The sequence below is a fragment of the Bacillus sp. V26 genome, from assembly GCF_034296245.1.
GTDB lineage: Bacteria > Bacillota > Bacilli > Bacillales > Bacillaceae > Bacillus > Bacillus halotolerans.
On the sequence record NZ_JAXKQF010000006.1, the window covers coordinates 188,652 to 202,575 of the forward strand.

Annotated in this window: 14 protein-coding genes and 1 pseudogene; 8 read left to right on the forward strand and 7 right to left on the reverse strand. The window is 37.6% G+C overall.

Features of this window, described 5'->3' with window-relative positions; genetic code table 11:
* Positions 1 to 102 precede the first annotated feature (102 nt).
* The 3 genes from UJ203_RS17230 (at position 103) to UJ203_RS17240 (ending at position 2,001) form a co-directional block, all read left to right on the forward strand.
* The gene (locus UJ203_RS17230; protein ID WP_202853285.1) at positions 103 to 999 is read left to right on the forward strand and encodes a LysR family transcriptional regulator; all 897 of its coding nucleotides are present in this window, start codon (positions 103 to 105) and stop codon (positions 997 to 999) included.
* A complete protein-coding gene (locus UJ203_RS17235; protein ID WP_322012734.1) occupies positions 996 to 1,439 on the forward strand; it encodes a GNAT family N-acetyltransferase in 444 nt (147 codons plus the stop codon). Before UJ203_RS17230 ends, UJ203_RS17235 begins: the two co-directional genes overlap by 4 nt.
* An 82-nt stretch (positions 1,440 to 1,521) precedes the next feature.
* A complete protein-coding gene (locus UJ203_RS17240) occupies positions 1,522 to 2,001 on the forward strand; it encodes a DUF2798 domain-containing protein (protein WP_322012736.1) in 480 nt (159 codons plus the stop codon).
* A gap of 202 nt (positions 2,002 to 2,203) precedes the next feature.
* Here the strand turns inward: UJ203_RS17240 and UJ203_RS17245 are convergent, their stop codons facing one another.
* The gene (locus UJ203_RS17245) at positions 2,204 to 2,884 is read right to left on the reverse strand and encodes a winged helix-turn-helix domain-containing protein (protein WP_322012738.1); all 681 of its coding nucleotides are present in this window, start codon (positions 2,882 to 2,884) and stop codon (positions 2,204 to 2,206) included.
* A gap of 89 nt (positions 2,885 to 2,973) precedes the next feature.
* Between UJ203_RS17245 and UJ203_RS17250 the strand changes: the two genes are divergently transcribed.
* The gene (locus UJ203_RS17250; protein WP_044160235.1) at positions 2,974 to 3,597 is read left to right on the forward strand and encodes a flavin reductase family protein; all 624 of its coding nucleotides are present in this window, start codon (positions 2,974 to 2,976) and stop codon (positions 3,595 to 3,597) included.
* 99 nt (positions 3,598 to 3,696) lie between these two features.
* Positions 3,697 to 4,107, forward strand: coding sequence for a hypothetical protein (locus UJ203_RS17255; RefSeq protein ID WP_322012741.1), 411 nt, complete (start codon positions 3,697 to 3,699; stop codon positions 4,105 to 4,107).
* A gap of 451 nt (positions 4,108 to 4,558) precedes the next feature.
* Here UJ203_RS17255 and UJ203_RS17260 read toward each other — a convergent pair whose 3' ends face one another.
* The 6 genes from UJ203_RS17260 to UJ203_RS17285 form a co-directional block, all read right to left on the reverse strand.
* On the reverse strand, positions 4,559 to 5,572 hold the full coding sequence (locus UJ203_RS17260) for an NADP-dependent oxidoreductase (protein ID WP_322012744.1): 1,014 nt from the start codon (positions 5,570 to 5,572) through the stop codon (positions 4,559 to 4,561).
* A gap of 263 nt (positions 5,573 to 5,835) precedes the next feature.
* Positions 5,836 to 6,585 (reverse strand): SDR family NAD(P)-dependent oxidoreductase, encoded by a 750-nt coding sequence (locus UJ203_RS17265; RefSeq protein ID WP_322012746.1) that lies wholly within the window; start codon positions 6,583 to 6,585, stop codon positions 5,836 to 5,838.
* 54 nt (positions 6,586 to 6,639) lie between these two features.
* The gene (locus UJ203_RS17270) at positions 6,640 to 7,215 is read right to left on the reverse strand and encodes a TetR/AcrR family transcriptional regulator (protein ID WP_322012748.1); all 576 of its coding nucleotides are present in this window, start codon (positions 7,213 to 7,215) and stop codon (positions 6,640 to 6,642) included.
* Positions 7,216 to 7,787: 572 nt separating this feature from the next.
* Positions 7,788 to 9,962, reverse strand: coding sequence for an MMPL family transporter (locus UJ203_RS17275; protein ID WP_322012750.1), 2,175 nt, complete (start codon positions 9,960 to 9,962; stop codon positions 7,788 to 7,790).
* A 117-nt stretch (positions 9,963 to 10,079) separates the two neighbouring features.
* Positions 10,080 to 10,721, reverse strand: coding sequence for a response regulator transcription factor (locus UJ203_RS17280; protein WP_322012753.1), 642 nt, complete (start codon positions 10,719 to 10,721; stop codon positions 10,080 to 10,082).
* The gene (locus UJ203_RS17285; RefSeq protein ID WP_322012755.1) at positions 10,714 to 11,934 is read right to left on the reverse strand and encodes a sensor histidine kinase; all 1,221 of its coding nucleotides are present in this window, start codon (positions 11,932 to 11,934) and stop codon (positions 10,714 to 10,716) included. Before UJ203_RS17285 ends, UJ203_RS17280 begins: the two co-directional genes overlap by 8 nt.
* A 444-nt stretch (positions 11,935 to 12,378) precedes the next feature.
* Between UJ203_RS17285 and UJ203_RS17290 the strand changes: the two genes are divergently transcribed.
* The 3 genes and pseudogenes from UJ203_RS17290 to UJ203_RS17300 all read left to right on the forward strand — a co-directional run bounded on the left by UJ203_RS17290 (position 12,379) and on the right by UJ203_RS17300 (position 13,885).
* Entirely contained in the window at positions 12,379 to 12,549 is a 171-nt protein-coding gene (locus tag UJ203_RS17290; protein WP_322012757.1) for a hypothetical protein, read from the forward strand.
* 234 nt (positions 12,550 to 12,783) lie between these two features.
* Positions 12,784 to 12,876 (forward strand): annotated as a pseudogene (locus tag UJ203_RS17295) (DUF255 domain-containing protein); the annotation flags it as partial.
* A gap of 196 nt (positions 12,877 to 13,072) precedes the next feature.
* Positions 13,073 to 13,885, forward strand: coding sequence for a MerR family transcriptional regulator (locus tag UJ203_RS17300; RefSeq protein WP_322012759.1), 813 nt, complete (start codon positions 13,073 to 13,075; stop codon positions 13,883 to 13,885).
* Positions 13,886 to 13,924 lie beyond the last annotated feature (39 nt).

The following is a 13,924-nucleotide window of genomic DNA, read 5'->3' on the forward strand; positions in this document are numbered from 1 at the left end:
GAGTCTGTTTATACATTTATCTTAGCACCGTTGATATATGTTGTATAATGCATAATAAATATCCATTTCATGCTTAAATGTAATGTAGGAGGGGATGACGATTTGGAATGGGAACAACTTGAATATTTTCAAACACTGGCCCGCATGCAGCACGTCACGAAGGCGGCACAAAGTCTGTCGATCACACAGCCTGCGCTTTCACGCTCAATCGCCAGACTCGAAAACCATTTAGGCGTCCCGCTATTCGACAGGCAAGGACGTTCGATTAAACTAAACAAATACGGAGAAATATTTTTAAGACGCGTTCATGCCATGATGAAGGAGTATACCGAAGGGAAAGAAGAAATCCAGGCTTTGTTGCAGCCTGACCAAGGCGAAGTGTCTCTCGGTTTTTTACATACATTAGGAACAACGCTGGTTCCCGATTTAATCGGCAGCTTTCAGCAGAAATATCCGGACATTACCTTCCAGCTGAAGCAAAACCATTCATATTGGCTGCTTGAACGATTAAAATCCGGAGATTTGGATCTCTGTCTCCTTGCCTCCATCAAGCCTGAAAAACTGATCCGCTGGATACAATTATGGAGCGAAGAACTGTTTGTATTTGTGCCAAACAACCATCCGTTATCTCATCGCGAAAGCATTGCCCTGACTGAAGTCGCGGATGAGCGTTTCATTTTATTGAAAAAAGGATATGCGCTTCGCATGACGGTTGATGAATTGTTTGAGAAAGCGGACATTCAACCGAACATTATGTTTGAGGGTGAAGAAGCAGCCACCGCGGCAGGTTTTGTGGCAGCCGGTCTTGGCATATCCATTCTGCCCGATCTTAAAGGGTTAGACCAAAGCAAAATCACAAAGATTCGGGTCAGCTGGCCGGAATGTCAGCGCGTCATAGGAATCGCCTGGATAGAAGGGAGATTTTTATCCCCGGTGGCAGAGACCTTTAAACAGTATGTCATCAGCCATTTTTCTGATAAAGAGGAGGATCAATCATGAATGTGAAGAGAATAACGACAGAACATGATTTACATACAGCGTTTGACATCAGAAAGACAGTATTTGTTGAGGAACAAGGCTGTCCAGTTTCCGACGAGTTCGATGAATTCGATACACTCCATGGAGATTGCGAGCACATTCTGGTTTACCATGAACAACAGCCGGTCGGCACAGCGCGTGTGCGTATCGTTGATCACGCAGGCAAACTGGAAAGAATCTGTATTCTGAAGCCCTATCGCAAATTCGGGTTAGGGAAAGTGATTGTCGATGAGTTAGAACGTATTGTAAAAGAAAAAAGCATTTATACATGTAAACTGCACGGTCAGACACAGGCAGCAGGCTTTTATGAAAAGCTCGGCTATCAGACAGCATCAGAGGAATTTATATTGGATGGCATTCCGCATGTGCTGATGACAAAAGAAGGCGATTCCGGCCAATAAATTGTTCACAAATTTGTCACTTATGAGCATGTGTGATTCATTGGTATACTAATCACCGATTATTGAGAGAAGGATTGATTGTATGCCAGCAAATAAAAAAGAAGGCCTTATCTTTGGCGTGATGATGTGCTTTGGGATGGTCTGCGTCATGTCGATTTACAATGCAGTGATCAACGGAGCCATTCGTAATTTTTCATGGGTTACAGCTTTTGAGATGATCATTGGATTTATTGTAGCGTTACTGTTAGATTTACTTTTAGTCGGACCGCTCGCAAGAAAAATGACATTCAAAATGCCGTTCGACAAGTCTAAGAAATTATATATGGTTCTTGCCATGTCGACTTGTATGGTGGTTGGTATGGTACTTTGTATGTCTGTTTTCGGATTAATCACGGCAGCTTTATCGAATGGACTTAACGAGAACAGCCTATTCAGCGCTTACCTTATGATCGTTCTGAAAAACTTTATCTTAGCCTATCCATTGCAATTATTCATAATGGGCCCTTTAGTCCGGGGCATTTTCATAAAGTTTGTAAAACCCAAGGTTTCAGCCGCAGTTTGATGGATGACGAATATCAAAAGGAGTGAGCATACCAACTCCTCCTTTTCCAACATCCTGTCTATTCACCGGACATACCAACGAGAGACTCCTGTTCAGATTCACCAAACGAATATAAAACAAGTTCAGCAAAAGCCTCTGCCGCCGGCAATGGCCATTTTTTTATTGTTTGAGCCCTTCAACGGTAAAATTTTCTATTCACATCTTAGATACTCAATTTAAAGTATTTCTCAAATGCAGCTTTTCCGCTTTGTGTAACCTTAATAGCTCTAGTTTTAGGCATACGCACAATCCATTGTTGTTCTAGCATCCTGTCTAATAATGCATGTCCCAAAGCGCCTGCTAAATGATGCTGCCGCTCGCTCCAATCTAAACAGCAAAGCGCAAAAGCTCTCCTCTTATTTCTTTGTTTTTCTTCGTCGACTCCAAAATCCTTTAAAAACAAAGAGCCTTCTGAAGTCACCTCAAAGTGTAAATCCGTTTTTCGTAAGAAGCCCTGCTCGACTAATGAATGTGTCACTTGCACGCCGATATAACCAGCCAGATGATCATAACAGGTACGGGCAAAGTGTAAATCACTTTTTTCTTTTGAATCATTGAAAGACTTCACTTTTGAATCAGGCGAAATACTGAGCAATTGTTCGATCACTTTTGCAGCATCGGCGCTAGCCAATTTATAATACCGATGTCTTCCATGCTTCTCTACACTGATGAGCTGTGCTTCAAGTAATTTTTGCAGGTGAAAGCTTGCAGTTTGAGGCTTGATTTTAGCGAAATATGCAAGCTCTCCAGCAGGGTGTATTCTTCCATCCATAAGGCTCAAAAGAATAGAAGAACGCGTGGGGTCAGATAGTAACGAAGCAACCTTTGCAATATTAGGATTCATCATTCTCCTCCTTACATTCATATTTCGATGATAGTTGAAATGTTAAACCTTTACAATATGAATAAATAATGATTAGGAGGCATTAAGCGTTGAACAGTGAAAAACAAGACACCCTTCATTTTAAAGAAATCAAACCAAACATTATGTACTATGGCACGTCAACATTCCTTCTTTCCACTTTGAATGAAGATGGAACCACCAATATTAGTCCGATGTCTTCCTCTTGGGCGCTTGGAAACTATATTGTTCTGGGAGTAGGACTAGGAGGAAAAGCTATTGAAAATATAAAGAGACACAAAGAATGTGTCATTAACTTGCCCAGCCCCGATTTATGGAAAAACGTTGAAAGAATTTCGTCTTTTAGCGGAAAAAAGAATATCCCGCCTTTGAAGAAACAGCTCGGGTTTACTTACAAAAAAGAGAAATACGAAGCGGCAGGGTTAACACCTTTACCATCAATGACAGTAGCACCAACAAGAATTAAAGAGTGCCCTATCCAAATAGAAGCAGAAGTGAAACATATTCGGATACCAGATTACGAACCATCATTTGCGATTGTGGAAACACAAGCTTTACATTTTCATGCCGAGGAAAAGATTATATTGAACGACAACCACATTGACCCTTCAAAATGGAGTCCGCTTATTTATAATTTCAGACACTATTTTGGTTTAGGAAAAGAAATAGGAAAAACCTTTCGTTCGGAAACATGACTCAATAAACCTTTTAATGGGAAATTGCGTATTATACCTCTTCTATGTTTCAATGGAAATCGTTAGTAACAGCTTAAAATAAAAACGGAGATATTGAAAATGAGAATTTTAAATACGAGATTTAAACGTTTATTGAGATTAAGAGATTTTGAATTCTTTCAAGTAGAATTAAACGATGATGAGAGATGTGCTTTTTTATTATACGTTGATGAAAGATTGCCAGATTCTGAAGAAGGTAACAATATTAATGTTTATTTGATTTCTCACTTTGAGCTACCTGATTCATCATTTCAAGCTGTGCTACGTTTTAATGATGATCTATTGGGTATGAAACATAATTGTTCATATGTAATGGACACTTTAACTGTTACAGAGGAATTTAATTTCAATTTCCCATTTGATATGCTAGCTATTCGTGAATATGTTCAAGAGTTATTGTCCACTTTAAAAATTGACAAAAACCTTCCTGAATGTAAAGAAACGAATTTCAATTATTTATCTCAAGAATAGTAGATGAAATATAAACGTTTAAGGTTTTAATTTGTCTTTTACTAATAGTTGTTTGTCTGGGGATAGTTTTAAATTTTCTCAGTGTTGTAATTTCGATCTTATCTATCACTCTATCGAATAATTTGATCATGTGATCAAAACAGCAGATTCCTGAAGAAGTCTGCTGTTTTTGTTATGTTAAATTTCTCAGTAGTGGCTACGTGTAATAACGTGTCATTGGTGATATGTCTGTTAGAGTAAGCACCTGTCTCAATTTCATTCCAACATTTTTGAAATGGTAGTTCTCCATGTCTTACCATTACTGAGACAGGACTCCGGCTTGCTGAAGTTTTTCTATGATCTGACCTGGCTTTTTATCTTTTCCATTTCTTAATCAGCAGAACACGCGGTTTGTTTCAAAACCCTTTACATAAATGATCTCAACTTTTTGACTGCTTTCCTCATATTCCCCTTAAAATTGAATAATCACTTTCCCTTTTGGTCGTCCATTTGCGACCAGTTCTAGCGCTTCATTTACGTTGTCTATGGTAAATCGTGTTGGATGAATTGCTGGAACAATGTTGTTTTCTTCAATGATTTTTGTAATCTCTTTAAGTTGTGCGCCATCAGAACGAACGAAAAGAAAATGGTATTCCACGTTTTGTTTCTTAGCTTTGCGGTCATAATTTGCACCAGCAAGGGAAAATAACATTTGTTTCCATAGCGGGGAATTTTGGTGTTTCCCGAAACGTTTATTTGGTCCTGTACGGAGAGAGAGCAATCTTCCGCCCGGTTTGATGATACTCAATTCACTGTCAAATTCTTTAGGTCCCAGTGTATCAATCACGTAATCCACATTCGACAACAAGTCAACATAGTTTTCTATTTTATAATCCAAATATTGGTCTGCACCCATTTCCAAAGTGCGTTCGCGCGCTTCTGAGCTGCCACTAACAATGACATGTAGGCCCATTGCCTTTGCGATTGGTACAGCCATTTGACCAAAGCTGCCTGATCCACCTGGAATGAAGACAGATTTACCTGACTGTGCCTCAAGTTCTTCATGCAGACCTTGATACGCTGTGAGTCCAGCCAGTGGTGCAGCAGCGGCTTCCACGTAAGACAAATTTTTTGGCATGGGTGCAATTGCAGCAGCGTCAATTGCGGCATATTCCGCAAAAGCACCAATTTTTTCGAGCGGGAGACGTGTATAGATGGCATCTCCTACGTGAAATTCCGTCACATTTTTTCCGACTTTTTCGATAACTCCTGTCAATTCATTACCAAGCGTTAATGGGAATTCATAATCTTGAATCAGTTTCACGCTGCCTGTAATAATTAACATTTCGAGTGGATTGACTGCCGCAGCTTTGACCTTTACCAAGACTTCGTTTTCATCGATTTCTGGAATTGGAATGTCATTGACTTTGGCATGGATATTTTTTGAATACTTGGTGATCTGAGCTGCTTTCATGAGTGTTTTCATTTTTTATCAGCATCCTCTATCATATTACATATAGGGTTTTGCCTTTTTGTATAATCGTTTAGGCGGAGGGGAATCTTATTCCTATTTTAACCCGCCACCTAAACAATAATGAGTTAACTACATTTCCTATTTATTCATTAACATTAGTCATTTTTAGAACGATCATTCTTAAATGCTTAAATTTTTTAGAACCGCTTCTGTAAATAAATGTTTCTCATCCTCCAAGTGGCAGTGATATAGAGTATCGTTATATAGGTTAAATATTACATCTCAAGAATCGGATAGATTTGATCTCTTAATTTAAATTCATAGTTTTCATCTACAATACCTACTGCTTGATTACGATCATAAAGCTCCATCATAAAACTCGCCACTTGCTCAACTGTGTGGTACATCGGGATATTTGTTTTGTAATCAAATTCTTTCGTATCAAATGCATTTTTCATGAATTCTGTTTCCGTGATTGCTGGTGCTAAAACTTTCACCTTCATTTTCGCACCTTTGCGTTCCAGTTCTTTTGCAAGCCCTTCTGTAAATGCACTCACAAAGTATTTAGATGCAGAATACGTAATACTGCCAACAGCAATTGCATACCCGAGTGCTGATGATACGTTAATTAACTGAGTTCCTTCTACATCAGAATAATCACGTACAAATAGTGTAGAAAGAATCGTTAAGGATTCTACGTTGACACGCAACATGGTTTCCACTTTATCTAAATTCTGATCTGTGACAGAAGAGGATTCACCAAGCCCGGCATTATTAATCCAAGTCTCAATTTGATATTCCTTTAAATTGTCATACAGTGTATATGCCTGATCTGTGACAGATAAGTCACTTGTACGAATAATAACATCCAAATCAGGATTAATAGTGTGAATTGTTGATTTAAGCTCTTCTAATTTATCTAATCTTCTAGCTACAATAATTAAGTTTTTGCCGCGAGCAGCAAACGCTAATGCTGTCTCATATCCTATGCCTGAGCTTGCTCCTGTAATAACTGTGTACTTCATATGATTCTCTCCTCAAAAAGATATTTTTTTAATTCTCCATATCACAAATATATCTTAGTCTAGCGTTGACAAAGTCAAACCGATAATAGCTTCAAATTTTTCCTTATCATTTGTCGTTTTTGCTAATACTCGTACCCCTACGAGTGAATTATGAATGAATTGAGAAAGCCCTTTGATGTTATAGTGTTTAGGAATTTCTCCTTTTTCTTGACCATGTTTTAGCAGATCAAATAATAAGGCTTCTGTATTTATAAAAATCTCTTTAATTTTCTTAGCTACTTCTTCATCTAGCAGGGATAATTCAACTGCTGTATTAACAGCTAAACATCCTTTTGGCAGATTTTCTTCTGGATTAATAACCATTTCAAATATTTTTCTTATAGTCTGCTTAACCGTTAAATCAGCTTTCACCTCATTCTTCATTCTCATTTCCATTACTTCTACAAAGTGACTTAAAGCTCTCATAAATAAAGTATGTTTGTCACCAAAAGTATCATAGATACTTCTGCGGTGAACCCCCATATGGTCCACCAAATCTTGCATGGATGTTTTTTCATAACCCTGTTCCCAGAAAAGCTCCATCGCTTTTCTTAATGCTAATGTTTCATCAAATTCTTTATTTCTAGCCATGTAATCCCACCTTATAACGTATCATCTATTAACACTGATAAAGTACTGAGAATCATTGATGCACTAGGGCACAATAACTTTATATCATTCATCTCTCCCTACTCTTAAATAATTAAAGAACGATCATTCTCATTTGAGAAGAAAATCAGTTAGACCTAACATGTTTTAAGTATATCAAACTTGAGAACGATCGGTAAAGAATTTAGAATTCATCTTGTGTTTTATATATTTTAAGACCAAGGGCGAAAACTTTAAAATGGGCTAGGTGTACTATTACCTGAAGTTTAACGAATATCACTCCTTCTTATTTCTACTCAAATCAGTTCTGTAACCGCCATGCACTTGGTGCCATGTCTATTCAAATAACCATTTCTTCATTCAGATGACGGAATGAAAAAAGAGTAGACCTTTCAGTCCACTCTTAAATAAATTTTATTTCTCTCGTTCTATATGTTTTTCTTTTGTTGATTATTGCCCATAAACTTTAACCTCTAATACTTTGCCATTAGTTGTATTCCCTTTAAAAAAAGAGGAGCTACATCCTTACATGTTATGAGAACGAGCCTATATTGCTACATACTGATTCGGTGTTTTTGTTCATTGTCTATCTCGGGCTGTATCTCCTTTGTTAGATGATGACCCTCTATATCTACATTCGGAATGATTTTGTCTAACCATTTTGGTAAATACCAAGCTGCATTCCCCATCAACTTCATGATACTTGGAATGAGCGTCATTCTTACAATAAATGCGTCAAACAATACACCAAAGGAAAGAGCTAATCCATTTGCTTTGATAGAAGCTTCACCAGCAAAGATAAATCCTGCAAAAACAAATATCATGATTAGCCCGGCTGCGGTGACAACAGGTCCACTGTGTTTTAATCCAGCTTGAATCGCTTGTACTGGATTCTTTGTTTTCACATATTCTTCACGCATTCTGCTTACAAGGAATACCTGATAATCCATTGCTAAGCCAAAAAGAATACCAATCGTTAAAATTGGCAAAAACGCGAGAATCGGCCCTTTTTCAGGTATATTGAACAAATCAATTAGATTTCCATCCTGTAACACAAATACACAAACCCCAAGAGTTGCTGTCATTGTTAATATGAAACCTGCTACAGCAACAAGAGGTACTAGCAGCGAACGGAATACGATTGTCAGCAATATAAACGCAAAACCAACAATGAGTACAGCAAATACTGGTATTGCATCATTAAGACGATCTGAAATATCTATATTCACTGCCGTCGATCCAGTTACGAGTAAATCTACTCCGTTTTGATCTGCTAAGCTGCGTACATCTTGCACCAAATTCTTAGTAGCTTTATCGTTTGGACCTGTTGTAGGAACAACCGTAATAATAGCAAAATCGCCTTTTGCATTAGGCATTGCAGGAGTAACACTTGCTACATGGTCTAAATCCTTAATTTCTTTTACTGCATCTGCGAATGCTTCAGTTTTATTTTCTGGAACACTTGTGGCATCCGCCACTATCGTTAATTTGCCATTAAACCCTTCTCCAAAACCTTTGGCAAGCAAGTCATAAGTCCGGCGCTCGGGATTATCCTTAGCTTTCATTCCTGCATCAGGTAAACCTAGCTCCAAATGCATAGATGGAATACTAATGACTAGCAAGATGAGAATACTAAATACACTTAGAAGAATAGGGTTCTTTGTGACAAAGCGTCCCCAGAAATTTGTTTCAGCGCTTTGTAATTCTTTTTTCTTGTTTGCTTTCGGAATCATGCGTTTCCCTGCTATTGATAAAACGGCAGGCACTAATGTAATTGAAGCTAAAACAGCCATGAACACACTGAGCCCTGCTGTTAGCCCCATTGCGGACATAAAAGGAATATTAACTACAGTCAATCCGCAAAGTGCAACAATAACTGTGAGTCCGGCAAAAACGACAGCACTCCCAGCTGTTCCCGTAGCTCTCGCAATTGATTCATTTTTTTGTATACCTTCACCTAAAAACTGGCGGTGTTTCGAAAAAATAAACAAAGCATAATCAATACCAACTGCAAGGCCAATCATTCCGGCTAATGAAAGACTGACGGAGGCAATATCAAACACTTGTGTTCCAATCAAAGTCAGCCCAATGCTTACACCTAAACCAATAAGTGCAGTTAAAATCGGTAAGCCTGCTATTAATAAAGAGCCAAATGTAATAGCTAGAACAACAAAAGCCAAGACAATACCGACTATTTCTGATACACCGCCTATCTCCATCTCGGCTCCTGGTATATCTCCGCTTAACTCCGTTTGTAATCCTTCATCATCAGCAATGGACAAACTATCTTTCACATGTTTTATAGAGTAATCTTTTATATCATCTGCTGATGATTTGTATTTGATATCAGCATAAGCCACTGTCCCATCTTTTGCGATCGTTCCTGCATGAAAAGGACTTGCAATCGAATCAATGGAATCGTCTTTATTCATTTCCTTTAATGTATTCTCTATTGCTTCTTTTGCTGATTTGGCAGTAAGTTTCTCCCCATCCTTAGCACCGAATATGACCCGTATGCTCCCTTTATCAGGACCATGAGGAAATTCTTTATTGATCACCTTCATTGCTTTTTCCGAAGGCGTGTCAGGTATTGACATATTCTCAGAAAAACTGGGTTTTAATATGCCGGCTGCCCCTATCGTTGCAATCAACACAACGATCCACGCACATATTACTTTAATACGATGGCGAGCGACCCAGCCGCCTAATTTATATAACATTCTTGACATCATAATCTCCTTTCAACACATTGCTTGATAATATTCTTCCTAATTGTAATTCATAAGGAAATGAAAAAAACGTACATTCAGGCATGTACGTTTGGGCAACTTTTAAATAACCTTGTGTTATATATCTAAAGTTAAAATACCTCTCTGCATGGCAATCGCGACTGCTTCTGTTCTAGAATCCGCTCCCAATTTATTATAAATGGACGTCAGTCTTGACTTCACGGTTCTCTCTGAGATTCCTAAATCAAAGGCTATCGCTTTGCTTTTGAATCCTTTTGCAATTGCCTTTAGAACAACTATTTCCTTTTCCGTTAACTGAGTATCGCTGCTTGGTTTCTTCATTCTTTCCAATTGAATTTCTTGAAAACGTTTAAGAATATCAGGCTGCAGCAGCACTTCTCCTCTTACTGCTGCATCCATTGTATGAAATAGGGTTTCTGAGCTCGTATCCTTCAACAGATATCCTTTCGCTCCTAATTCAATCCCCTCAATCATCAAGTGATCCTCATTATAAGTAGTCAAAATAATAATGGGTATGCTGTGTTTTTCTTTTATTTGTTTAATCGCTTCTAACCCACTCATTTCTGGCATGTATAAATCCATAAGAATGATATCTGGGTTTAATTCATCTGTAAGATAAACCGCCTTTTTTCCATTTTCCGCCTCTCCGATTATTGTGTAGTTATCATTCGTCTCAATTAACAGCTTGAGACCTTCTCTCACAACCAGATGATCATCAACGATTAAAACCTTATTCATCTTCAATCTCTCCCTGATTTGACAAGATTATCTCGATTTGTGTGCCTATTGATTTTTTACTCTTTATATTGAATTGGCCTTTCATTGCTCTGACACGTTCTTGTATACCAAGAAGTCCATAATGTCCTCTCTTTTTCCTGCCTTTTTCAACATCAAAGCCTTTTCCATTGTCTCTGACGGTTAAATGGAGGTTTCCTTTCTCATCCCAAATTGATACCCATATCGTTTCTGCTTCTGCATGTTTTGCTGCATTTGTAAGGCATTCTCCTATGATGTAATAACAATTTTCAGCAGTACGAACATCAGGCAATTGAGTTAATCTGTAGTCTAAAAAACAAGACAGACCTGTTGCATCTTTAAAATGATCCATTTGTAAGGTAATTCTTTCTTTTAAAGAATCGATTTCTTCTGATTTGCTGCGAAGATTGTCAATAGCTGAACGTGCATCAGCTAATGTGCTTTTCACTCTATTCATAGATTGTTGAATGATTTCTTTTGCTCTATCTGTGTTACCTTTCGATATATGAACATTAATAGCATCCAGCTGCATATTTAAACTGACCAGCCCTTGAGCAAGCGTATCGTGTAAGTCCCGGGCCATACGCTGCCTTTCGTTTTGCAGCGTCAGCTGTTCGACCTGCTGATGAGCCAGCCCCAGCCTTTCAAGAGTCAGCTGCGCTTTTATCTTTTCATCGACTTGGGCAAATAATGTAGCGGCATAAGTAATAATCACGATCATAATAGGTACGGCAATGACAAGAAAATGCAAATATTCACCTTTGTGAATCTGATGTGTTGCATTGATTGACAGCAGAAGCAGTAAATACAGTATGAGGAAAGTCCTTCTTCTGTCTGCTATTCCTGCAATCTGTCCAATCAAAAATGCATAAAGGCCAATAATAATCAGCACTAAGAAGCCAGTCATGATATTAGCCATTGTAAAAGTGATCAAACCTTGCAGCACAAAATATAGAATGACCTTTTTCTTAACCCAGCGATATGAATGCCAATGCAGCAATGCAAAAATGGCGGTCAATACTGTAAACACATGAAGCAATAAAATGGGCCAGCTCCCAATAAAAAATTGCAGCACGATAGAGGCTATATATATCATGAGAATAAAAGCTAAGCCTGGCACTCTGAGAGCAAGCATATTTAATGCTCGCCTATCTCGTGAAAAGTAGTTTTTATCAAAAGGCTTTCTTCGAAACATATTGCTTCACTTCCTTTCCTTTGACAGTATCATCACAAAGGATCCACAATAAAAATAGGAACAATCCAGTCATATTTGTCATCTTATCATAAGAGCCGGCAGGCATTTCATTTATCGGCCAGCAAGGCAAGAAGAAAACGCAAGATGAACAAAAGTTTAAAAATGCCCCAACGTACATAAGGATATGCCCTTATGTACGTTTTCTATATTCAATTTTAAAATTAAAATATATGGAGAGTTACTTTCATATGGGAGGATTGCAATTTATTGAAACCAATTGATCTCATCATTATAAACTTACAAAGAAAAGGAATCAGGGCTGAAAAAACAATTAAAAATCGGACCCCTCATACATTAAAATCCTCAAAGAAGTAAAGCAGAAGGGCTCTGCAAAATGCCCCCTTAAAGAATAAAGAAAACCTATAGAGAAAAGAGGAACAAGGTATGTATTGGTTTTTTGGTGTTTTATTGTACCTTCTCATCGGTACTTGTATATTCATAGGAGTCATCAAAGACACTCAATCAGGTTCTTGGTTACTACTTGCATTAGCAGCTCCACTCATTATCTTTGGCTATCCTTACTTTTGTTCGAAGCAGCTTCTTTCCAAAGGATAGATATATATTGATTACGGAGTTATTGAAAATGGTTAGAAGGTTTGAAAATAATGATAGATAACATTTCAAACTCAAACACAATATTTACCTTCAATACACAGACAGAACATATCATGTTGCGAACCATTGCCCCTGAAACGATATAAATAGCTAAGTCCTGACATGTATTGGTGCCATGTTCGTTAGAATAACCAAAACCAGTAATTTGCAGTCCGCACTTTATGAACGATTTTCATTGATTGGTTCCCTCGGAGATAGAAAGCATTTGAAAAAGCGAAACGTGAAAACAAGCCGGTTCTCGTCAGCATCGGCTATTCGACTTGTCATTAGTGCCACGTTCGCAATGTAACATCTGTATTCACCTCAAATCAAATAAAGAATACATATAATATTTATCAACTCAAACTTGGTTATGGCCGTCTATGTAAGGGAAAACTTTACCTTTAGGGTTACTGCATCATATATAATGTGGATGTACATAAACAGTCACTAAACACGCTTTAATAACGGAGAGGTTGTTAGGATGAAGGAATTTTTCTCTATTGGAGAAGTATCTAAGTTATTCAATGTAAACATACCTACTCTTAGGTATTATGATGAAATCGGTCTCTTAAAACCAGAATTTACAGACGAACATAATAACTACAGATATTATTCTACACAACAATTTGAAAGATTGAGTACAATCAAGTACCTGAGGACATTAGGTTTGCCAATAAATAAACTACTTGATTTTTATGATTCGCTTGAGGTAGATACTCTGATTCACTTGCTGAAAGACCAGCAAACTGAAATTGACCGAAAAAAGAGGGAATTGGCACGCATTGAGAGAAAGATCTCTCGCCGCATTAAACAAATGGAAGACGCAGTTAATATGCCGCTAGAAGAAATTTCAAAAATCAAACTTCCTGAACTGCGTGTGGCGTATTTACAACATGAATTTATTCTTGGTCAAGATATTGAGTATCCGGTAACAGAATTGAGAACTAAGTTTAAAGTCCACAAAGATCTATTTTTAGGGAAAGTAGGATTATCCATTTCAGCAACAAATATAAAATCAAATCAGTTTGACCGATATTCCAGTATATTTATGGTTCTGGAAGATGAAGATGAAATACATTCACCTGAAATCACTTTCCCCTCAAGAGAATATCTGCAAATTAGATTTAAAGGATCACATTCAGAAGCAGCACAATACTACGAAATGTTACTTACATATATGAAAAAGCATCATTATGAATTGGCTGGCGACTCAATCGAAATAACACTGATTGATTATGGGGTAACTAATAATCCAGACAATTATGTGACTGAAATACTTTTGCCAATCAAATAAATTTAACTAATGGCTGTTACATACACTTGACCCTCAAGT